This window comes from Flectobacillus major DSM 103 (assembly GCF_000427405.1).
GTDB classification, from domain to species: Bacteria; Bacteroidota; Bacteroidia; order Cytophagales; family Spirosomataceae; genus Flectobacillus; species Flectobacillus major.
This window is the reverse complement of record NZ_KE386491.1, coordinates 887,306-909,355: the sequence shown is the minus strand read 5'-3', so window position 1 is coordinate 909,355 and position 22,050 is coordinate 887,306. Positions and strand designations below refer to the sequence as shown.

Here is a 22,050-nt window from a genome sequence, read left to right as displayed (position 1 = left end):
TTATGATTTTGAAGGACTATTATTCTACCACCTTGTATAACTAATTATAGCTTAGACTATAGACTTTAATAAAACAACTTAAATTTATTTTATTTCGTAAGTCTTAACAGAACCATTACAGACATTGCTATTATCATGAAGATTATTATTAATAGGTTGCAAAGTTTTTGCAACTATTCTTGCGTTATCATATTTACTATTTTTATTCAAAATAGCCCATATCTTTTTGCCCAAAATTCTTTCTATGTTCCTCACAATACTTTGAGCGTAGGTGCAGGAACAGCAAGTTACTATGGCGATTTATCACCATATAGTCGACCTATTCAATCTACAATCGATGAGATACGATGGAATATCGCAGCCAATTATATCCATAGTTTTGGAAACCATTGGAGTACAAGAGTTGGATTAAAGTATATCCGTATTGCAGGTGATGATGCTAATATGCTGGGCGTTAAAGGAAAAGAAGCTAGATTTGTAAGAAATTTGCATTTTAGGAATGATGTCAAAGAACTATCTTTAATGATGGCTTATGATTTTGTTAATGCTCCTCGTTACTATGCTAAGAGAAAGCTACTTTCACCTTATTTATTAGGTGGGATTACAGCCTTTTTACATAGCCCAGAAGCAAAAACTCCTGATGGCACATGGGTCAAATTACGCCCTCTGAATACAGAAGGACAAGGATTACCCAATTATGATACTCCCTATAAAGTCTGGGGTATGGGAGCTGCTGTTGGAGCAGGCATCAGAATTAAGCTTAGCCCACACCTAGATTTAGGTTTAGAAAGTAGTTTTCATTATGCCTTTACAGATTACCTAGATGATGTTTATGGCAAATATGCCTCCAACACCGATTTAACAGATCCATTAGCCATTGCTATGGCCAATCGATCGGGCGAAAAAGTGGCGATCCTTTCGGGTATTGACCGTACCGAGGGAATCCGTAGTTATGTTGTACTAAAAGAACCTTTTTATGCAAACCCGGCAACCGACCCTTTCACTTCAACAAGCATTCGTAATTTTGGCCGAGCTGGGACATCAAGAGGCGGTTCTGCCTTGAAAGATGGTTATCTGGTTACTTCTATCAATTTAATTTTTCATTTGCCAAACAAAGTTGTATGTCCTAAATATTAGTAACGAGGTTAGGCTATTTTGTAGGGTTTTGTCTCTGTTTTTTGGTTACTATAAAACATTCTATCCAAGAATCCTTTTTGATAGGTTTTACCAATAGGAATGATAATGCCATTAATAGTTACTTCTTCAAAACTAAATTTCTCTAAATGCAATACATTAATTAAATATGATCTATGAACCCTAATCATTAGGTTGTTATCTAATACTGCCTGCACTGCACTAATGCTCTTCTTTAACATATAGCGCTTGCCTGTATTTACAAACAGTGTAATATAGTTGTTATCGCTTTCTATATACACTAAATCACTCAGATTGATCCGAACGTAATAACCTCCTGATTTTACAAAAAAAATCGTCGGAAAACCCGTTTTGTTAATAGCAAATAAAGACTCTTTCTCACGAAAAGATGGCGTCTCTCTATAATTTTCCATAAGCATTCAAGTAGAAATAGGGGTTTGTATTTAATTAGCAAAAAGCAATTTTATTGCCAAGTAATTTCTATATAATTAGTGTGTTGTTGTAATATCCCTAGGGGATTTAATAGCGGTTTTTTGTACAAAAAAATAAGACTTACAAGATAAACACTTGTAGGTTCTATATTCTGTATTTAAGTTTAGCCTAGCAAGTTCATATGTAAAAGGTGGGTGTGCTCGCTGCCCATAATTTTGATGACAAACAGGGCAATGATTTTTGTCGGTTATTCTAGCTCGCAATCGTATTCTATAGAAAATTATAGTTAATACAATTACCAAGATAACCCCAATCGTGATAGATAGAGTTGTTTCCATAATAGTGTTAATGTTATTTTCACGAAACTCCTTGGCAATAAAATCAACTTTCGTATCATCTAAGTTTTATACAAATTAAAGCATAGTATTTTTATAAGAAAAGTACAATTATAGACAGATAGTCCACTTTTAAAAATATCAGACTATATAGGTAATCTATTGTCTTCTATCTAAAATAACAGACGAAATAAATTACCTATAAAAGCATAAAATTAACATTAAACGAAATTTTTGTCATTTTTTGTCACCAATCAATCGTATTTATACTCTAGCCATCACACTATCAATACCCCTAAAAATAGTGATATAATTTATACTTCATCAATAGAGTATATGTATTCATTATATTGTACTATTTTGAATAATTACCCTAACTACAAGCCTCAACTTGTGTAGCTAATATCTAGCCAGAGCATAACGACCCAACCATATCTCTACTGCTAAACATCTGTAGGAGTTATTTTGAATCTCCTTTGTTTCTTAACTCTTCAATAAAACTACTTGGAGTCAGCCCTGTGTGCTTCTTAAATACATAAAAGAATGTACTACGGCTATTGAAACCACAGTCGGAGGCAATACCCTCGATAGTCAGATTCTTAAATTCGGGAGATAACAGCTTCCTTTTTACTTCTTCTATACGATAAGAGTTAACAAAATCGTTGAAATTCATTTTCGTTTCCGATTGTATAATCTGCGAAACTTCATAGGGCTGTGTCCCAAGTGAAAAGGCGAGTTCGTTAAGGGTAAATTTTTTTTGTAGATAGGGTTTATGTTCAAGAAAATATGTTTGTATAATGTCGAAAGAAATACTATCTCGTTTATAACTCTTGGGGTATGGGGGCGGACTAGACACTACAATTGGTATATCAACCAACTCGGGAATATCGGGGATTTCGGGTTCGTCTTTATTATGTATCGTTATGGCATCTGACGAACGCCATTTTCCATATAGCCAATAAATAGGAAACAATAATATCATTAGAGAATGTATTGTAGACATCTCTACATAAAATGGCTTAGCATTAGACTTATTAAGCAATTGTAATGAAAACGTAATGATAAACCCCTGTACAAAAAATAGTAGGAGAAACATGATGCTAAAAAGAGCTATCCACTTAAATACGTAGTCGATACTTTTGTGTTGATGCACATAGTAGTCGTTGAGTATCAAAGTGGTTTTTCGGAGATACCAAAAGCCTAATAAGGTAGCAAACCAAGCTAACCATATAATTGATACTATTCCACAGTGTTCTCTGATTAAATTATGGCGATTAAGCATAAAACCTTCTACAATTTGACGCTTCTGTGAGGCATCTAATAAATAAAAAGGTAGATAATTAATGAAGACTAAAATACTTGGAACAAGATGAAGTAATTTCCTTTTATTCCAAGGTTCAGATTTCCCTAAATACCCAGCCACAAAATGGTACACTAGCATTGGGATAGCTATATAAAAAGGCCTATTGACCAAAAATAACTGAGCTAATACAGAGATGTTGAGCCAATCATATTGGATCAACAAGGTTACTGTCAAAAACCATGTCCAGATTAATAATATACTACCAAAAATTCTATTAAAAATCGCATTTGGCCAAAAAATAGCCTTTACACCCCAAAAAAGAGCAAAGCTTATCATGGCTATGTGCAACACTACAATCATAAATTTATTAGTTTGATTAGGTCCAATATACGTTTTATCTCATCTCTGGAGGCACATCCATCAAGATGAATAAATTCACAATGCAACAAAGCCATATAGAAAAAACACACTGCCTTAGTAAGCAATGTCAAGGATGTTTTAATACAGAGTAAGGAATGGATATAAATTCATATAATAACAAGCAAACACAACTCCAATAAGGATATGCTTGAGTATTTTTAATAGAGCAAGAAAACGTGAAAATAAACTTTGAAGATAAATTCTATTACTTACTACTTGGGCTGCTATTTTATCAACATACTATTTTGTATGTTCAAGTATTATTTTAGACGATAAGGCAAGAATTATTATTTTAACTTAGACAGCAAAATAGTTTTTTGTATTACGAATGCAATATAAAAAGAAAAAAACGATTAATTCAATTAAAGTTTTAATTTTCCAAGATTCTTTATTTTCACTTAATCATTTCTATACAGTAATTTTTTTTACACAAAACACTGAATTTAGAACTGTTGTGTAGTTTTTACTCATATATCAGGATTATGCCATACCTGAAACTCAGTTAATAAATCTACAAAAAGTATAATTTTTTCCAGTATTACTTTTGGTAATATTCTATTATTTCTAATGGTATTTTGTACTTTTTTAAAGGAATACACTGCTATATTAAACCTTTCTTTGGCAAGAATATCAAAGCAAAAGTTTTTACAATATTCCTACCCAACACCATAGGAATACCTCATTTTATATCACCATTTTTAACCCAAAAACATCATGAAAATTACAAAAGGCATTAGCGTATTGGCATTATCTCTTATTTTGGCTGGAGGCGTAGCTTTCCAAAGTTCTGCTCAAGACACCGACCGACAAATGGACAGAACCGACAAAACACCCGAAGAAAGAGCTAGCAATCAAGTAAAACAACTATCAAAAAAATTAGGCCTTACTGCCGACCAACAGGCTCAATTAACGCCTTTGGTTTTGGAAAGAGTGAAAAAAAGAGAGGCTATCCGCCAAGCAAGCAACAAACGTGCAGCCCTAAAAGAACTTAGTGAGCTGGCTAATTCGCAGGAAGAAAAAATTAAGGGTATTTTGACTCCCGAACAATTTACGCAGTTTAAAGACTTACAAGAAGATGCCAAAGACAATGTTAAAGGCAAAATGAGAAGGTCTTTTTAAGGTTATCAATGAGTGAATTGTGAGTTAGTGATGAAATTAATATTGTTTATATCATTATCAAAAAACTCACAATTCACCTATTAATTCACAACCCACCAATTCACAACCCACCAATTCACAACCCACCAATTCTCAATTATCTCCCTCATTCTTATCAATTTCTCTTTACAAAATCAAACAATTTAATACTACAAGCCGTATATTTATGTACATTTATACTAAAAGCTTTGGTATATTAAGATTTTGATGCCAACAACCTAAATTGAGTAATTACCTCTAAAAATTTGATAACCTCAACTTAATTTTCGATAATTGTTGTATAAAAAGAGTCTTCCAATCGTGACCTAAGCATCTTACAGTCAAACCACCTCATTATGAAGAAAAGCACTACAAAATTCAGTCTCCGAATTTTCGTATTCCTATGCTGCCAAAGGCAACATTTTATTAGACTTTTCCGTCCAGCACCATTGATGTGTGTTCTGGCAATGTCTATTCTTTTGTGGAACAATCCTTCCTTTGCTACTACCACCAACAGAAGTATTTTGGCTAGGACAGAAGCCGACATTACTGTTTCGGGAAAAGTTACCGAAGTAGATGCCAATGGCAATACCGTGCCTATTGTTGGGGCTGTAGTCCGCGAAAAAGGTACTAAAAATGGTACAGCTACCGATAGCAACGGACAATATCGTATTAAAGTAGCCGATGGAGCAACCTTGGTTTTCTCTAGTATCGGCTATAAAAACAAAGAGGTTATTGTTAACAAAAAAGCCATTATTGATGTAACCCTTGAAGCTGATGCACAAAGCCTCGACGAAGTTGTGGTGACGGGTTATCAAAAAATTGATAGAAGTATGTTTACGGGTGCTGCCGTAAAGCTAAAAACCGACGAAATTAAAATTGCAGGAACTGTCGATGTGGGCCGTATGCTTGAAGGCCGAGCGGCCGGGGTATCGGTACAAAACGTTTCGGGAACTTTTGGTACAGCTCCTAAAATCAGAATCCGTGGGGCAACGTCTATTACAGGCGAAAATAAGCCTCTTTGGGTTATTGATGGCGTTGTACTGGAAGATGTCGTAAATATATCTAACGATGATTTGTCGTCGGGTAATGCCAATACCTTGTTGGGTTCGGCGGTTTCGGGTATCAACTCCGACGACATTGAGAGTTTCCAGATTTTGAAGGATGCTTCAGCCACCGCTTTGTATGGAGCAAGAGCCATGAATGGTGTTGTGGTAGTAACTACCAAAAGAGGACGTATCCAAAAGCCTACGGTAAGCTATACAAGCAATTTTTCGATGATGGTGAAGCCTAGCTACAACGACTATAATATCATGAACTCCAACGAGCAAATGGGCGTATATGCCGAAATGGAAAGAAAAGGCTGGCTTACTTATAGCGATGTTTCTCGTCGTGCCAATACTGGGGTTTATGGTAAAATGTACGATTTAATTAGTACCTACAATCCCGACACCAAGCAGTTTGGCTTGGCCAATACCCAAGAAGCTCGCTCGGCATTTTTACAACGTTATGCCAAAGTAAATACCGACTGGTTTGATTTATTGTTTAGAAACTCTCTTACACAAGAGCATTCTTTGAGTATCAACTCAGGAACAGATGCTTCACAATATTATTTCTCCACTTCGGTTTACAACGACAATGGCTGGACTATTGCCGACAATGTACGCAGATATACCGCTACGATGCGTGCCAATTATAAACTGAGTAAACGCCTTTCTTTGGGCTTTACAACAGTGGGGGCTATTCGTGAACAACGTACGCCAAGTTCGCAAGACAGGGTAAATAATGCCTATCAAGGACGCTACGACCGTGATTTTGACATTAATCCATTTAGCTATGCCCTCAATACAAGTCGTGCGTTGACGGCATACGACGAAAATGGCAATTTGGAGTTTTTTAAACAAAATTATGCTCCATTCAATATTATCCATGAACTAAAAAACAACTTTTTGTCTCTCAACCAATTAGACCTAAAGTTTCAGGCAGAAGGGCAATATAAGTTTCCGTTTAATATTACCTACGACGTACTCGGTACAATTCGTTACGTAAAATCTACTCGTGAAAACAATACCTACGAAAACTCGAATATGGCCAATGCCTACCGTGCCGCCGAAAACTCAACAGTACGAGCAGGAAATAAGTTTTTGTACCGTGACCCCGACAACCCAGAAGCTGAACCTGTTGTGGTAATGCCACAGGGTGGAATTTATAAAAGAAACGAAGATAAGTTGGTTAATTACTATGCACGACACCAGTTTAACTGGAACAAGACATTTGACCAAACACATATTGTAAATGTATTGCTTGGACAAGAAATCAGATATGCCGACCGCCAGGAATCGTATTTGAATGGCTATGGGTATCAGTTTGATAAAGGTGGCGTACCATTTGTAGATTATAGAATTATCAAACAAAACCTTGAGAGTAACTTTAATTATTATGGTTTAGAAAATAAAAGAGACCGTTTTGTGGCGTTTTTCTCGAATGGAAGCTACTCATACAAAGGAAAATATACGATAAATGGGACTGTCAGAATGGATGGCTCAAACCAACTGGGCAAAGCTGCTTCGGCCAGATGGCTACCTACTTGGAATATCAGTGGTTCATGGAACTTGAAAGATGAGGCTTTTTTGAAAGATATTGACCCTATCAGTCGCCTTTCGGTACGTGGTACTTATGGCCTTACAGCCAGTATGGGAAATGCCCGAAACTCGACGGCTATTTTCAAAAATGCTATTACCAATCGCCCTTATTTGTCTGAAAAAGAATCGGTTATTGCCATTCAAAACTTAGAAAACTCAGAACTCACATGGGAAAAACAATACGAAACTAACGTAGGATTTGATTTGGGTTTATTCAACAATCGCATCAGTATTGAGGTAGATGCCTACCAAAGAAAAGGCTTTGATTTGATTGGTTTGATTAAAACCTCAGGTATTGGCGGCGAGTTGTACAAACTAGCCAACTATGCCGATATGGATTCAAAAGGGATAGATATTTCGGTGGCTTCGACGATTGTAAGTGCCAAAGATTTTCAGTGGAAAACCAACCTAACTTTTGGCTACAACAAAAACAAAATCACCAATCTCAATAGCCTTCCACTGATTTATGACCTTACCAAAGCAGAAGGAGGCCCCAAACAAGGGTATGCTGTACGAGGCTTATTTTCTTTAGAATTTAAAGGGTTAAACTCAGACGGTATCCCAACTTTTGTGAATGAAAATGGCGAAGTTAGTACCATTGTAGATATGCAAAGTAAAGAAACTCAATACCTAAAATATGAAGGTTCGGTAGACCCAACGCAATCGGCTGGCTGGTCAAACAACTTTAATTATAAAAACTGGTCGTTGAATATCTTTGTATCGTATCAAGGTGGCAACAAAATCAGACTCAACCCTAGCTTCAACCAATCTTATACCGACCTTTCGGCTATGCCAAAAGAATTTTCAAACAGATGGTTGTTCCCTGGCGATGAAAAGATTACCGATATTCCAGCTATTATCGATGCTCGTCAATTTAACAATTTACAAAGTTTAGAATTCCCTTATACTTACTATAACCTATCGTCGACACGTGTAGCCGATGGTTCATTTGTGAGGTTGAAAAACGTTTCAGTAGCTTATACATTGCCAGCAAACTGGGCAAAATCGATTGGTGTGAGAAATCTTGCTCTAAAACTTTCGGCAACCAATTTAATGCTATTGTATTCTGACAAAAAACTTCTTGGACAAGACCCCGAGTTTTTCACTTCGGGAGGGGTAGCCTTGCCTATTCCAAGACAAGTTTCTCTTTCATTAAAATTAAGCATCTAAACGGTTTGAAATCATGAAGAAATTCATCTTATATATAAGCATACTTAGTGGACTGTCCCTTTCTAGTTGTGAGTCCTATCTGGATACAGTACCCGACAACAGAACAGAGATTAATACGCCCGAAAAAATTTCAGAATTATTGGTGAGTGCCTATCCTTCAGCCAATTATTCACCTTTTTGCGAAATAATGTCGGACAACGTAGGAGACAACGTACAAACTAGCTCCCCTCCTATCTATTCTAAACCTTATTTCTGGGAAGACATCCTCCTCGACGATAACGACACGCCCCAGTACTATTGGGCAGCCTGCTATTCGGCTATTGCTAGTGCCAATCAGGCCTTGGAGGCTATCAAGGCACTTGGCGATACCAAAAAACTAGCACCACAAAAGGGCGAAGCATTGGTAGCAAGAGCCTATGCTCATTTTATGTTGGTCAATTTATTTGCCAAATTCTATGATCCTGCCACTGCCAGTACCGATGCCGGTATTCCGTATGTAACCGAAACCGAAAAAGTGGTTATTAAGCAATACGACCGCAAAACTGTAGCATACGTGTATGATATGATAGAAAAAGACCTCAACGAAGGCCTACCTTTGATTAGTGACCAAGCTTACAAAATTCCTGCTTATCATTTTACCAAAGCAGCCGCCAATGCGTTTGCCTCTCGTTTTTATTTGTATAAACAAAACTACGACAAAGTAATTCTTCATGCCAGCAACGTAGCAGGCACAGGTGGCTTTGCTAGTAATATGCGTAACTGGAATACCGATTATTCAACCAAAAGCTTTACTGAAATTAGCTTTATTTACTCGCAGGCATCTGAAAAAGCCAATTTACTTTTGGCCGAAACAGGCTCTTATTGGGGCCGCTACTGGGCTGCTAACAGATATATGCTTCCTTCCGACCTAGGGCAGCAATTATACTTTGGGGCAAATCCTTCGGGCGGTTTTTGGGCATATTCGTTGTTTGGAAGCGAACGAGGCATCTATTTGCCTAAATATAACGAACACTTTGTACGAGTAAGTGCCAATGCCAATATCGGAAATGGTTATAATATGATTCCTTTATTTACAACCGAAGAAGTCCTTTTCAACCGTGCCGAAGCCAATACCCTCAAAGGCAATTACGATGCAGCTATTACCGACCTCAATACTTTCCTAAGCCTGAGAATCGATAGCTACTCGCCGAGCCTCCACAACCTTACTGTAGCCAAAAACAATGCCTTCTATGGTACAAGCAATACCCGTGCAGCTATGCTAACAACAATACTCAACTTTAAACGACTTGAGTTTATGCACGAAGGCTTACGGTGGTTTGATATTTTACGTTATAAAATCCCTGTAACACATAGCAATCAGGATGGCTCAAGCCAAACACTTTCGGCCAACGATTTAAGAAGAGTTTTACAAATTCCACAGGAAGCATCGCTATCGGGTGTGGCGGCCAATCCTAGATAAACTTTTGTAGTACAATGTTGCTTACTTCTTAGGTATCCAACAGCCTAGTTTACTACTCCAACTGATTTATACTTTTAATCATTATAACGATGAGAAGACACATATATAAGTTATTATTATCAATACTCACCATAAGTATTGTATTGGGTTGCTCCAAATCAGACGATGTGAGTGCCCCTGTAGAGGGCTTGGGTGGCGAAGTTTTACCCAAAAACAACTTAGATGCTTGGCTAAATACCAATTTTACCCAACCTTACAACATCGAAGTAAAATACCGCTGGGACCCTTATGAAGTACCTCTCGAAAAAACGCTTGTTCCTCCTTTTATTTCACAAGTACAGCCGATTATGCAGGCTGTAAAGTCTATTTGGATCGAGCCGTACGTCAAAGAAGCTGGTGCCGACTTTGTGAAAAAGTTTTGTCCAAAACAATACGTATTAGTAGGAAGTCCCAACTACAACAGCGACGGAACAATAACCCTTGGTACTGCCGAAGGAGGTAGAAAAGTAGTATTGTTTGAAGTTAATAATTTTAGTCAGCAGAACCTTGATGGCGTAAAATTTACTCTGCACGTAATTCATCACGAATTTGGACATATTTTACATCAAAATATTGCTTACCCTGTAGCCTTCAAGCAAATTACACCAGGTACATATACCTCTAACTGGTATAATGTTTCGGATGCCCAAGCCTATGCACTAGGGTATATTACTCCCTATTCGATGTCAGGAACAGACGAAGATTTTGTAGAAATGATAGCCACGATGTTGGTAGAAGGAAAAAGCGGCTTTGATGCTATTGTAGAGGCTATTCCAAGTGCCACAGGGCGAGCTGCTATTCGACAAAAAGAGCAAATCGTTATTACGTATTTCAAACAAGCCTATAATATCGATTTCAGAAGCTTACAAACTACCACACAAGCGGCTATTGCCAATTATGTCAAGTAAGTAGCCTAATGTAATGTTGTCCTTATCAATATGGTTTTGCTCCTTGATTATTAGAGCGTTTGACCAACTTATAAAGACCCAAAATGACTATACAATGAAAAAATTTATCTTATATATACTCCTAAGTCAACTGATGTTTTTTGCTTGCAAAAAATCAGAAGTTGATCCTTTATTTCCTGCATCGGCCAATCAGCGAACTACCGATATTATCAACAAGTATAAAAAAATCCTTGTTGGTGCAGAATTTGGCTGGAAAGCCACCTACTACCCCGATGGCGGTACCCAGGGTGGTTATAGCTTTTATCTACGTTTCGACGACCAAGGCACGGTTCTGATGTTTTCTGACCTAGCCTATTTCTCGGCAGCCGACTATTTTCAAACAACCTATCAAGTAAAAGCTCAACAAGCTCCCTCATTGGTATTTGATACCTACTCTTATTTACATTTGCTAGTAGACCCCGACCCCAATGTGTGGGGAGGCGAAACGGGTAAAGGGTTTTATGCCGACCAAGAGCTTTCTATCAAATCGGCTACTGCCGACTCGGTAGTATTAGTCGGAAATGTCAACAAAACCCAAATGCTATTAACCCGTATGACACGTGAAGAAACAGTGAGTGTAGGCAATGGACAGCTGTACAATATCCTAGCTGGTTCTTACGAATATATCTATGGTAGTGGAAAGTTTTTATCGATTGTATTTCCCAAGGGCGAATCAGTTGATATTAATATCAATATGAATAGTAAGATTTTCTCAGCATATTATGTCAATAATAATTTCTTAAATACCATCACGTCGGCCTATTCATTCACTACCCAAGGTATTCATTTCAAATCGCCTGTGAGTATTTTAGGGTACACTTTCCAAGATATGTATTGGGATAGCGTCCAGCAGCTATATTACCTTACAGTAAACGGTACAAGGATTAATCTTAAACAAAATACTCGACCAAGTTTACCTTTTAGGTTATCGATCGGCACACTGTTTTCGGGAGTCAACTTTGACCCAACACTTGCCACCCAAGACCCCGTGTACACCAAAATGTACAACGATATTCAAAGTAGCATTAGGGCATTGTCAACAACCCCTCCTACTCGTGAACTATCAAGGGTTGGTTTCTATTTTGGTACAGACGGTACTTTGATGGGCTTGGCTCTACGATATACACGCAGTACGAGTATCTTTGAAGGCATTATCTATTATCAAATCACAAGTGATAGCCGTGGATACTATACCTTCCAACGCCTCGGTACTAATGGTATCAATGGTGCTGTAGAACAAGGGGCTCAGCCATTAATCAATATTTTAGAAAACGATACTTTCACTTTCGATTATGACCCAACCAATGGCCAGTTAGCCATTCTTAAAAGCCTTAATAGGGCCTTTAGCATGAAGGGAATTATTGAATAAGTATCAACGAGTAATTGACAAAATCAGCTATTTATTTTATAAGGTTTATTCCATATTGATAAATGATAGATACAATCTTTTAACCATATTTCTAAATACAATATAACAGCTCAACTTTTGTACATTACTAAATAAATATTGATTTCACCAAACAAAACCTCCTGATTGGGTGTGAAAACACAGTAATTAGGAGGTTTTTGTTTGGGCAAAACGTAACAACAGCTAAGTGATTTAAAAACCATCTCAGCATATTATCAGTAATTCTCCACCCTGATACCTGATTTAAAAGCTAGCGTGTGCTTCCCAGCAATTGATCCATACCCACCAAAGCACTTTATTTTCCTGAAATATCCATTTTATTCACAAGCCATAAACACGTATCCATATTGCCTAATGCTACTATTACACCCTGCCAATATACCATTATTCGACAATCGAATATTACCTAACAATAACTTACTCATTTTTAAGCATTTATATGTTTATCTACAAGATTTCAAGCTAACGATATTCAATAAACGTCCCACGAATGCATTTATCTATTCTTATCATAGCATCAATATTCAGTAACTTATCTTGGTTAAAAGAGGTTTATCTAAAAACATTATTTTAGATATTGTTAAGCCCACTAGTAGACGACCTTCATTTTGAGGGATTCCATATCAATCAGTATCATTGTTTTTATATTTTTATTAAAGCACTCTGATTAAAAACCTGATAGATAATAAAATAAATTCTACCACCACTAACAAAAAAATACTCATAAGATAAGTACCGATTCCGAGCGGTGTTACAGAAATGCCAACCATATTTTCCAAGCTAAAACCGCTTCAATAAGCGGTAGCATTATATTCTAAGCCAAAATCTTTCGACTTAATATCTAAAATATTATATTGAAAAATAATTACATGGGCATAAAATAAAAAAGCGATACTGAAAGTACCGCTTTTTACCTAAAAATTGTATTATGTGGACCAGCATGGGCTCGAACCATGGACCCCCTGATTATGAGTCAGGTGCTCTAACCAGCTGAGCTACAAGTCCCTACAGCAAAACAGTTTTTACTGCTTTTTTGTAATGGTGCAAAATTACAAAAATGCTTATTAAATTGCAAGCATTTATCTTAAATTTAAGGTAAAAATATAGCTTTTACGTGTTTTTGACGAGATAAAACTGTAATTTTCAGGCACTAACCAAAAACCTATTTTCGCGCTTTAAACACTCAATTAATCCAAAATTTACCATGAATAAACGTAAAATCGTCAACGACCCCGTTTATGGATTTATCAATATTACTACACCGCTTATTTTCGACCTTATAGAACATCCTTACTATCAGCGACTTCGTAGAATCAAACAACTGGGTACTGCCGATTATGTATATCCAGGTGCATTACATACCCGTTTTCATCATGCTTTGGGTGCTATGCACCTTATGCAGGAAGCTCTAAATGCCCTCAAATACAAAGGACATGATATATCTGATGAAGAGTTTGAGGCAGGGCAAATTGCGATTTTACTCCATGATATTGGACATGGGCCTTTTTCACATGTCCTTGAAAACACCATTTTGAGCCATGTTCCTCACGAAGAAATTTCATTGTTGTTGATGGAAGAACTCAACCGCCAATTCAAAGGGGCTTTGAGCTTGGCTATTGATATGTTTACGGGGCGTTATGCTAGACATTTTTTTCATCAGCTTATTTCGAGCCAGCTAGATGTCGACCGCATGGATTACCTTAACAGAGATAGTTTTTTCACAGGAGTTCGAGAAGGCTTTATTGGTGCCGACCGTATTTTGAAAATGCTTAATGTCGTCGACAATCAGCTCGTTGTAGAGCAAAAAGGGATTTATTCTATCGAAAACTTCCTTACGGCACGTAGGCTTATGTATTGGCAAGTGTACCTCCACAAAACCTGTATTTGTGCCGAAACTATGCTTATTCAAGTGATTAAACGAGCCAAAGAGCTTATCAAAGCAGGGCATTATGTTTTTTCGACCCCAGCTTTTGGTATTTTTCTACAAGAAAATATTTCACTGGAACAATTCAAAGCCAACAGAAATATATTAGAAGCATTTACCGAAATGGACGACACAGACGTTTGGGGCTGTATTAAGGTTTGGGCAAAACATCCCGACAAGCTTCTTTCAGGAATCAGTAAAATGTTACTGGATCGAAAACTTTATAAAATCATCCTCTCAGATGAGCCAATACCATCATCCTATCTTGAAAAAATTCAAATTGATTTATTAAGTAAAGAAAATGTACACCCCGAAGACCTCCCCTATTTGATGATTCAGGGGCATATTACCAATGCAGCCTACTTATCTGAAAAACAAAACATTAACATTTTAACAAAAGACAGAGGTGTACTCGATATTGCCGAGGCTTCTGATTTACCCACAATAAAAGCCTTGAGCAACATCGTCAAAAAATATTATATATGTTGGGCAAAGAATGTATATTTGCAGTCGAAATAGTGGTAAGTGATTTTTGATAGGCATGCTTTTCCCATTTGGGGGTTTTATACTTACGATTTTCCACTTACTTCTTACCACTCATAACTGATTACATGGAATTTACCGTTGAACAAATTGCTTTTATGCTAAATGGCGAAGTAAGGGGAGACAAAACCCTTAAAGTAAGCCAGTTAGCCAAAATTGAAGAAGGAACTGAAGGTACAATCTCATTTTTAGCTAATTTAAAATATGAGCAATACCTGTACACAACAAAGGCATCAGCCGTAATTGTTGACAAGTCCTTTGAACCCAAAAAGTCCTATTCCCCTGCATTGATTTTGGTTGAAAATGCTTATTCAGCTTTCACTACATTATTGCAAGAGTACCAAAAGATTTTGTCCGATAGCAAAAAAGGGATTGAACAACCTAGTTTTGTTGGCGAAAACACTACTTTGGGCGACGATATTTACATAGGAGCATTTGCTTATATCGGTAAAGGATGTACGATTGGGAAAAATGTTAAAATCTACCCGCAAGTAAGCCTTGGCGACAATGTAACTGTTGGCGATAATACTACGCTATACGCTGGGGTAAAGGTGTACTCCAACTGTGTGATTGGAAGTAACTGTACCATTCATGCCAATGCAGTAATTGGCTCGGATGGTTTTGGGTTTGCTCCGCAGGCCGATGGCACTTACAAAACAATTCCACAACTGGGCAACGTTATTGTCGAAGACCATGTCAGTATTGGGGCAAACACCTGTGTAGACTGTGCCACAATGGGCTCTACTATTATTAGAAACGGGGCCAAAATCGACAACCTCGTCCAGATTGCCCACAATGTAGAAATTGGCAAAAATACCGTAATCGCTGCTTTGACGGGTATTTCGGGCTCTAGTAAAGTAGGCGACAGCTGTATGCTTGGCGGCCAAGTGGGTATTGCAGGACACCTTCACATCACCAATCGCACCATTATTACTGCTCAATCGGGTATTTCAAAAAATATCAAAAAAGAAGGGCTTATCCTAAGCGGTTCGCCTGCCATGGAAAATACAGAAAATCTCAGATCTCAGGTAGTGTATAGAAAGCTTCCCGCTTTAGAACAACGCTTGAGAGAACTCGAAAACAAATTGAAGTAGATTGACGAGTTTTTTACAAAACTCCAAAATGAGCAATAGGCTCGCCAAAGATAAACATGAACAATAAACAACACACTATCAAAAAGTCAGTAACGTTGTCAGGCGTTGGGTTACATACAGGAGTGCAGTCAACCATGACTTTTTTGCCTGCTCCTCCAAACCATGGTTACAAATTTCAAAGAGTTGATTTACCTGGTCAACCTATTGCTGATGCCGATGTAGATCATGTTGTTGATATTTCGAGAGGTACAACTATTGAACACAATGGTGCTAGAATCAATACCGTCGAACACGTACTGGCTGCCATGGTAGGCTGTCAGATAGACAATATTTTGATTCAGCTAGATGGCCCCGAGCCTCCTATTATGGACGGTAGCTCTATCAAGTTTGTAGAAGCTTTGTTAGATGTAGGCTTGGAAGAGCAAGAAGCTCACCGCAAATTTTTTGAACTTACAGAAGAAGTACGTTATAAAGACCTTGAAAGAGGTGTTGAATTGGCAGCTCTTCCTCATAGCGACTACCGCCTTACTGTAATGGTAGATTATAACTCAAAGTTTTTGAGTAGTCAACATGCCAACTTAACGAATATCGAACAATTCAACGAGGATTTTGCCAAATGCCGTACTTTTTGCTTTGTACATGAGCTAGAAGCACTTTATAAAGCTGGCCTTATCAAAGGTGGTGACTTGTCAAATGCCGTAGTTATTGCCGACCGTGACTATACCGAAGAGGAATTAGAGCATCTTGCAATGGTATTAGGCAAACCAAAAGTAAGCGTTTCTAAAGAAATTGGTGTTCTAAATAATATTAGCTTACATTACAAAAACGAAATGGCTCGCCATAAGTTGTTGGATATGGTAGGCGATTTGGCATTGGTAGGCCGTCCAATTAAAGCACAAATCTTGGCAGCACGCCCAGGACACGCAGCCAACGTTGCTCTGGCTAAAAAAATCAAAAAATTGATGCTTGAAGCCGACAAAAACCAAGTGCCAAAATACGACCCAAAACAACCTCCTATTTTTACGCACGAACGTATTTACCAATTGCTACCACACCGTTACCCGTTCCAAATGGTAGATAAAATTATCTACTTAGACGATGAAAGTGTTGTTGGTATCAAACAAGTTACCATGAACGAAAACTACTTCATGGGACACTTCCCCAACAACCCTGTAATGCCTGGAGTAATGCAAGTAGAAGCTATGGCTCAAACAGGTGGTATCTTGGTACTTAGCTCAGTACCCGACCCCGAAAACTACTGGCCTTATCTGGTGGCTATCGAAAACTGTAGATTCCGCAAAAGTGTAATCCCTGGAGATACCGTTATATTCAAATGCACACTCCTTGCTCCTATTAGAAGAGGTATTGCTAAAATGCACGGAACAGCATACGTGGCAGGTCAAATTGTCTGTGAAGCTGATATGACTGCCAGTCTTGTACGCAAAAGCTAGTCAGAGACAAATCTATTTTCTCTTTAGCTTTCTTTTTACTCTCAATGAAAAGAATATTTAATAATTACTGAGCCTATATATTTGTCAAAAGTTTGGCATTTTTAATTATCGTAAAACCTAATCAAACACAAATCATAGCTAGGTAATTATCTGAAAACAATACCATGACACAACCGTTAGCATATATACATCCAGAAGCCAAACTCGCACACAATGTTGTGATAGAACCTTTCTCGACGATTTACCAAGATGTCGAAATTGGAGAAGGAAGTTGGATTGGTTCTAATGTGACTATTTTCCCTGGAGCAAGAATCGGTAAAAACTGTCGTATTTTCCCTGGAGCTGTAATCTCTGCGATTCCGCAAGACCTCAAATTTGATGGTGAAGACACCATTACCATTATTGGCGATAACACTACCATCCGTGAATGTGTAACCGTAAATCGTGGTACAAAAGAAAAATACAAAACAGAAGTTGGCAAAAACTGCCTTCTAATGGCATACGTACACGTTGCTCATGACTGTGTCATTGGCGACAATTGTATTATTGCCAATAGTGTACAAGTAGCTGGACACGTAGAAATCGGAGAAGCTGCCCGAATAGGAGGAGCATGTGCTATTCATCAATTTGTGAAAATTGGTAAGCATGTCATGATTTCTGGAGGCTCGCTCATTCGTAAAGATGTACCACCTTATACCAAATCGGCACGTGAACCGCTTTCGTATGTTGGTGTAAACTCTATTGGCCTTCGTAGAAGTGGATTTAACGACCAACAGATTGCTCTTATTCAAGATGCTTATCGTTTTATTTTCTTGCGTGGCCTCAACAATTCCGATGCTCTTGTACAAATTGAACAAGAATTAGAAGCTACTCCTGAAAGAGACGAAATCATCAACTTTATTAGAACCTCTGAAAGAGGAATTTTTAAAGGCCCTACAGGTAACTAGCAATCATTCAAAAAGTATTGCCAACTGACAAAAAAAGTACTATAATTTATAAATAGATGCGTTATTGAATACCCAATAAACTGCCATAATACCCTTATGTACAATTTGTTACAAATGCGTTAGTTTATCTTACAGCTCAATTTTTGTCAATAATAGATATTTTGGTAAGTTAATGTAAGACAGAACTCGATTCTGTCTTACTTCTTTTATATATGCAAATCATCACTGAAAACCTTGGAAAAAAGTTTAGAAACGAATGGATTTTCAAAGCTGTTAATTTAACATTCCAGCAAGGGGTATCCTATACTTTTACAGGAGCAAACGGTAGCGGCAAATCTACTCTTTTACAAATACTTTCAGGGTTTATACCGCAGTCGGAAGGAAAATTGATTTACCAAAAAAACGATGTAATTATCAGTGCTGAAGAGTTTTACAAACACATTGTGATTGCAGCTCCTTATTTAGAACTTATCGAGGAGTTTACGCTGTCCGAATTATTGGCATTTCATGTACAATTCAAGCCTCTTATTAATCATTTATCTATTAGCGACTTTATTGACTTTATTGAGCTTCCTCAAGCCAAAAACAAGGCAATCAAACACTTTTCTTCGGGTATGAAACAACGTGTTAAGTTGGGATTGGCATTTTTGTCTGATACCGCTATTTTGATGCTCGATGAGCCTTCATCCAACCTCGACTTGAAAGCAACAAACTGGTATATCGAAAACGTACAAAAATACGCCCAAAACAGAATGTTATTCATTTGCTCAAACCAGCCCAACGAGTACGAATTTTGCCATAATATCTATAATATTCAATCATTCAAATAAGCGTATCTCTTTTGTGTTTCATAAAAATACCCTTCTGTATCCTTGGGGCTATAATTTCTTTGTATCAAAATATCCAATTGTTATTTTAACGTATTTCTTCTTTGCCCTTCTTTGCTCTATTCCGTATCTTTACAAAAGTAATCACTTATTAATCAACAAATAAACCGAGTATGAAAAGAGTATTTCTAGTAGCGGTATTGGCATTGGGGTTGCACACCGTACAAGCACAAAATAAATTTGGAGCAAAAATCTCTGAAAAAGGAGCTATCTCAGCTACTGAACTTATCCAAAAAATGGATAAGAAAGAAGAAGTAAAGGCCAAAGTTTCGGGTGTTGTAGAATCTGTTTGTAAAGTAAAAGGTTGTTGGATGAAAGTAAAACTAGACGACGGCCAAACGATGCGTGTTACCTTCAAAGATTATGGTTTCTTTGTACCTAAAGATATTGCAGGAAAAACAGTGGTATTTGAGGGTATTGCTAAAGTAAAAACAACTCCAGTAGACGAACTCAAGCATTATGCAGAAGATGCTGGAAAAAGCAAAGATGAAATTGCCCAAATCACTGAGCCAGAAAAAGCAGTATCGTTTGTTGCCAATGGCGTAATTATAAAATAACAGCAAAGTATTGATAGTGGGCAACTAAACTTGCTCACTATTTTTTTATAACATAAAGAATTGTAAAATCAGAACTTGTACCAATTATGCGACACAAAGCATAAGGCCAACCATACGCTTATTATATCTACACTTTCGTAGAGGACGAATCTCTCTTCTTAAATAGCACTTATTTTCAATTTTGTTGCCCATAAGGCAATCGCTATTACAGACAAAAAATACAAAACATTGCGAGAATCTATCAAGCCACGGCTAAGAGCATCATATTGGTAATCGAGCCCTAATTGAGCTACAATATAACCCGATGCCCCCAAAAAAGATAACTCCGACAATCGCCCTATTCCATAATACAACACTAAGCACAATACAAAACCCAATACAAAAGCTGTAACCTGATTGTCGGTCAAGGACGACGAAAATATGCCAAGAGCGGCAAATACACAACCTAAAAACAATAGCCCCAAATAAGAGCTAAAAACAGCCGCAGAATCAATATTTCCTTGTGGGTTTCCTAACTGGTACACCGAATAATAATAGAGCAATGTAGGTAACAAAGCCAAAAGAATTAAATAACAACTGGCCAAGTATTTACCCAAAATTATTTCCCATCGAGAAATAGGTTTGGTAAATAACAATTCGATTGTTCCGCTTTTTACTTCCTCCGAAAAGGCTTTCATCGTAATAGCAGGAATCAAAAACAAGAAGACAAAAGGTGCTACTTGAAAAAAAGAAGTTAGGTCGGCATAACCAAAATCAAGAATATTGTCTTTGAAAAGCCAAACAAATAGTCCTGTGGCTGTTAAAAATACCCCAATTACGATATAACCAATTAGGGAACTTAAAAATGAATTTACTTCTTTTTGAAAGATTTGAAACATATTGCTTTGTGGTAAAATATGGCTTGGCGTTTGCTGAAAAGCCTTTCTTCTCAGCAAACGCACTTTAGCTTATTCAAATATTGCTTTATCTTTTTTGGCAATAGCTGCCAATATCAACGACAATAAAAACCCTATAATAATACTACCCAACACTCCCCAAACAAACATCGCTCCAGGGCTCATAAATATCTTACTCATTTCTAAGGCTTGTTCGATTTTTTCATCCGAAAAACCCTGCTTTTCCATATCTTCTTGTGCTTTTTTGAGTAACTGATCCACTACTGTAGCATCAATAAAACGCATATAAACAAAAGAATAAGCACTAGAAATTAAGCCACTAATAGCCGACATCATACTTCCTATGCCAAGCCCTTGTCCATACGATAAAAACCCACCATTTTCTTTTTTGTAATTAGACATCGCCAAGAATATCCCTGCTCCAATAATCAAATAAACAAGCCAGCCTATGGCCTGATTACCCATTAAGCCCAACACCATTACTATGGTACTGTACACAATACTAATAATTCCGACAATGGCCCCCCATTTCAAAGCTACTTTTGTGGTAGTTGTTTGATTTTCCATAATTTTAGATTTTTAGGTAATCCTGCGTATCCTGTATTAGGAACGACACGATATTCACAATATTACCTTCGTTTAGAATTTGGTTTAACTAATTTTTACTGATTCGCCAAAGCTACTATAATACAAACAAACTATTGGTGAACCTCATTGCTAGTTAATATACTGTCTTCTATAATACAACGAAATCATGATGGATGGCAAAATAGCAATAAGAGGACGTTGTTTAATCTCTGTCCATGCAATAGAACTTGGGTCTATTGCCTTGATGCCTGCAATCAGGCTATTAAAATAATCAAGATTTGTTTCTTTGACAATCTGAGCTTTTGCTCCGATATATTCTTTCAAAGCCTGCTCCACAAACTGAGCAATAAGGTTATGACCGTAATCGCTGCTATAAAATATATATAAAATAACAGCAATAACTACCGAAGCTATAATAGCCGTAAGCATACTTACCGAAAGCCCTTCCCAAAAGTGCATAGTCATATCGGGGTTATGCTTTCGATAGGTTTTTACAGCCTGAAAAACAGCCACAAGGATAAATATATTGCTTGGAAATAGCTTTCCAGACAACGGAATAATACCTAAGGCATTTAGGGCTAGGCAATATACAAAACACAAAATGCCTGCAACACTGCCATACAAAACGGTTGTTCTGAGAAAATATTTATTAAACATCAGCAATTAAGTGCTTTTACACAATTATTGGTTATACTTTAACCGCCTAGTAGCCAACT

Annotated in this window: 17 protein-coding genes and 1 tRNA gene; 12 read left to right on the top strand and 6 right to left on the bottom strand. The window is 37.2% G+C overall.

The annotated features are described in order from the left end of the window. Window positions 1–135: 135 nt before the first annotated feature. The gene (locus FLEMA_RS67610) at window positions 136–1,137 is read left to right on the top strand and encodes a DUF6089 family protein (protein WP_052353968.1); all 1,002 of its coding nucleotides are present in this window, start codon (window positions 136–138) and stop codon (window positions 1,135–1,137) included. Between the two features lie 8 nt (window positions 1,138–1,145). On the opposite strand, the gene FLEMA_RS67605 is transcribed toward FLEMA_RS67610, so the two are convergent. Further along, a complete protein-coding gene (locus tag FLEMA_RS67605) occupies window positions 1,146–1,568 on the bottom strand; it encodes a LytR/AlgR family response regulator transcription factor (RefSeq protein ID WP_159102655.1) in 423 nt (140 codons plus the stop codon). Between the two features lie 814 nt (window positions 1,569–2,382). After that, window positions 2,383–3,585 (bottom strand): helix-turn-helix domain-containing protein, encoded by a 1,203-nt coding sequence (locus FLEMA_RS0105570; RefSeq protein WP_026994613.1) that lies wholly within the window; start codon window positions 3,583–3,585, stop codon window positions 2,383–2,385. Between the two features lie 774 nt (window positions 3,586–4,359). On the opposite strand from FLEMA_RS0105570, the gene FLEMA_RS0105565 reads away from it, so the two are divergent. The 5 genes from FLEMA_RS0105565 (at window position 4,360) to FLEMA_RS75915 (ending at window position 12,408) form a co-directional block, all read left to right on the top strand. Beyond that, window positions 4,360–4,764 carry a DUF4890 domain-containing protein gene (locus FLEMA_RS0105565; RefSeq protein ID WP_026994612.1) on the top strand — a complete coding sequence of 135 codons (405 nt, stop codon included), beginning with the start codon at window positions 4,360–4,362 and terminating at the stop codon, window positions 4,762–4,764. A gap of 374 nt (window positions 4,765–5,138) precedes the next feature. Beyond that, entirely contained in the window at window positions 5,139–8,594 is a 3,456-nt protein-coding gene (locus FLEMA_RS67600; protein ID WP_081681264.1) for a SusC/RagA family TonB-linked outer membrane protein, read from the top strand. A gap of 13 nt (window positions 8,595–8,607) precedes the next feature. After that, window positions 8,608–10,053 (top strand): RagB/SusD family nutrient uptake outer membrane protein, encoded by a 1,446-nt coding sequence (locus FLEMA_RS0105555; RefSeq protein WP_026994611.1) that lies wholly within the window; start codon window positions 8,608–8,610, stop codon window positions 10,051–10,053. A gap of 89 nt (window positions 10,054–10,142) precedes the next feature. Beyond that, window positions 10,143–11,000: a zinc-binding metallopeptidase gene (locus tag FLEMA_RS0105550; RefSeq protein WP_026994610.1), complete on the top strand. Its 858-nt coding sequence runs from the start codon at window positions 10,143–10,145 to the stop codon at window positions 10,998–11,000. Between the two features lie 94 nt (window positions 11,001–11,094). After that, complete coding sequence (locus FLEMA_RS75915) at window positions 11,095–12,408, top strand: DUF4302 domain-containing protein (RefSeq protein ID WP_026994609.1); 1,314 nt, start codon at window positions 11,095–11,097, stop codon at window positions 12,406–12,408. Window positions 12,409–13,378: 970 nt separating this feature from the next. Here the strand turns inward: FLEMA_RS75915 and FLEMA_RS0105540 are convergent. Further along, window positions 13,379–13,452 (bottom strand) — tRNA-Ile (locus FLEMA_RS0105540). Window positions 13,453–13,651: 199 nt separating this feature from the next. Here FLEMA_RS0105540 and FLEMA_RS0105535 point away from each other — a divergent pair. The 6 genes from FLEMA_RS0105535 to FLEMA_RS0105510 all read left to right on the top strand — a co-directional run bounded on the left by FLEMA_RS0105535 (window position 13,652) and on the right by FLEMA_RS0105510 (window position 19,850). Next, window positions 13,652–14,890, top strand: coding sequence for an HD domain-containing protein (locus FLEMA_RS0105535; RefSeq protein WP_026994608.1), 1,239 nt, complete (start codon window positions 13,652–13,654; stop codon window positions 14,888–14,890). A 92-nt stretch (window positions 14,891–14,982) separates the two neighbouring features. Continuing rightward, the gene (gene lpxD, locus FLEMA_RS0105530) at window positions 14,983–16,008 is read left to right on the top strand and encodes a UDP-3-O-(3-hydroxymyristoyl)glucosamine N-acyltransferase (protein ID WP_026994607.1); all 1,026 of its coding nucleotides are present in this window, start codon (window positions 14,983–14,985) and stop codon (window positions 16,006–16,008) included. A gap of 56 nt (window positions 16,009–16,064) precedes the next feature. Beyond that, window positions 16,065–17,459: a bifunctional UDP-3-O-[3-hydroxymyristoyl] N-acetylglucosamine deacetylase/3-hydroxyacyl-ACP dehydratase gene (locus FLEMA_RS0105525; RefSeq protein ID WP_026994606.1), complete on the top strand. Its 1,395-nt coding sequence runs from the start codon at window positions 16,065–16,067 to the stop codon at window positions 17,457–17,459. 164 nt (window positions 17,460–17,623) lie between these two features. Next, a complete protein-coding gene (gene lpxA / locus FLEMA_RS0105520; protein WP_026994605.1) occupies window positions 17,624–18,406 on the top strand; it encodes an acyl-ACP--UDP-N-acetylglucosamine O-acyltransferase in 783 nt (260 codons plus the stop codon). A gap of 212 nt (window positions 18,407–18,618) precedes the next feature. Beyond that, entirely contained in the window at window positions 18,619–19,236 is a 618-nt protein-coding gene (locus tag FLEMA_RS0105515; protein ID WP_026994604.1) for an ABC transporter ATP-binding protein, read from the top strand. A gap of 170 nt (window positions 19,237–19,406) precedes the next feature. Then, on the top strand, window positions 19,407–19,850 hold the full coding sequence (locus FLEMA_RS0105510) for a DUF4920 domain-containing protein (protein ID WP_026994603.1): 444 nt from the start codon (window positions 19,407–19,409) through the stop codon (window positions 19,848–19,850). A gap of 158 nt (window positions 19,851–20,008) precedes the next feature. On the opposite strand, the gene gldF is transcribed toward FLEMA_RS0105510, so the two are convergent. The 3 genes from gldF to FLEMA_RS0105495 all read right to left on the bottom strand — a co-directional run bounded on the left by gldF (window position 20,009) and on the right by FLEMA_RS0105495 (window position 21,991). After that, window positions 20,009–20,728, bottom strand: a complete 720-nt coding sequence (gene gldF, locus FLEMA_RS0105505) for a gliding motility-associated ABC transporter permease subunit GldF (RefSeq protein ID WP_026994602.1) — start codon at window positions 20,726–20,728, stop codon at window positions 20,009–20,011. Window positions 20,729–20,797: 69 nt separating this feature from the next. Further along, window positions 20,798–21,313 carry a DUF4199 domain-containing protein gene (locus FLEMA_RS0105500; RefSeq protein ID WP_026994601.1) on the bottom strand — a complete coding sequence of 172 codons (516 nt, stop codon included), beginning with the start codon at window positions 21,311–21,313 and terminating at the stop codon, window positions 20,798–20,800. 150 nt (window positions 21,314–21,463) lie between these two features. Continuing rightward, a complete protein-coding gene (locus FLEMA_RS0105495; RefSeq protein ID WP_026994600.1) occupies window positions 21,464–21,991 on the bottom strand; it encodes a DUF4199 domain-containing protein in 528 nt (175 codons plus the stop codon). Window positions 21,992–22,050 lie beyond the last annotated feature (59 nt).

Coding starts and splice junctions, on each gene's coding strand:
- FLEMA_RS67610 (WP_052353968.1), top strand. CDS start 136: ATGAAGATTATTATTAATAGGTTGCAAAGTTTTTGCAACTATTCTTGC.
- FLEMA_RS67605 (WP_159102655.1), bottom strand. CDS start 1,568: ATGGAAAATTATAGAGAGACGCCATCTTTTCGTGAGAAAGAGTCTTTA.
- FLEMA_RS0105570 (WP_026994613.1), bottom strand. CDS start 3,585: ATGATTGTAGTGTTGCACATAGCCATGATAAGCTTTGCTCTTTTTTGG.
- FLEMA_RS0105565 (WP_026994612.1), top strand. CDS start 4,360: ATGAAAATTACAAAAGGCATTAGCGTATTGGCATTATCTCTTATTTTG.
- FLEMA_RS67600 (WP_081681264.1), top strand. CDS start 5,139: ATGAAGAAAAGCACTACAAAATTCAGTCTCCGAATTTTCGTATTCCTA.
- FLEMA_RS0105555 (WP_026994611.1), top strand. CDS start 8,608: ATGAAGAAATTCATCTTATATATAAGCATACTTAGTGGACTGTCCCTT.
- FLEMA_RS0105550 (WP_026994610.1), top strand. CDS start 10,143: ATGAGAAGACACATATATAAGTTATTATTATCAATACTCACCATAAGT.
- FLEMA_RS75915 (WP_026994609.1), top strand. CDS start 11,095: ATGAAAAAATTTATCTTATATATACTCCTAAGTCAACTGATGTTTTTT.
- FLEMA_RS0105535 (WP_026994608.1), top strand. CDS start 13,652: ATGAATAAACGTAAAATCGTCAACGACCCCGTTTATGGATTTATCAAT.
- lpxD (WP_026994607.1), top strand. CDS start 14,983: ATGGAATTTACCGTTGAACAAATTGCTTTTATGCTAAATGGCGAAGTA.
- FLEMA_RS0105525 (WP_026994606.1), top strand. CDS start 16,065: ATGAACAATAAACAACACACTATCAAAAAGTCAGTAACGTTGTCAGGC.
- lpxA (WP_026994605.1), top strand. CDS start 17,624: ATGACACAACCGTTAGCATATATACATCCAGAAGCCAAACTCGCACAC.
- FLEMA_RS0105515 (WP_026994604.1), top strand. CDS start 18,619: ATGCAAATCATCACTGAAAACCTTGGAAAAAAGTTTAGAAACGAATGG.
- FLEMA_RS0105510 (WP_026994603.1), top strand. CDS start 19,407: ATGAAAAGAGTATTTCTAGTAGCGGTATTGGCATTGGGGTTGCACACC.
- gldF (WP_026994602.1), bottom strand. CDS start 20,728: ATGTTTCAAATCTTTCAAAAAGAAGTAAATTCATTTTTAAGTTCCCTA.
- FLEMA_RS0105500 (WP_026994601.1), bottom strand. CDS start 21,313: ATGGAAAATCAAACAACTACCACAAAAGTAGCTTTGAAATGGGGGGCC.
- FLEMA_RS0105495 (WP_026994600.1), bottom strand. CDS start 21,991: ATGTTTAATAAATATTTTCTCAGAACAACCGTTTTGTATGGCAGTGTT.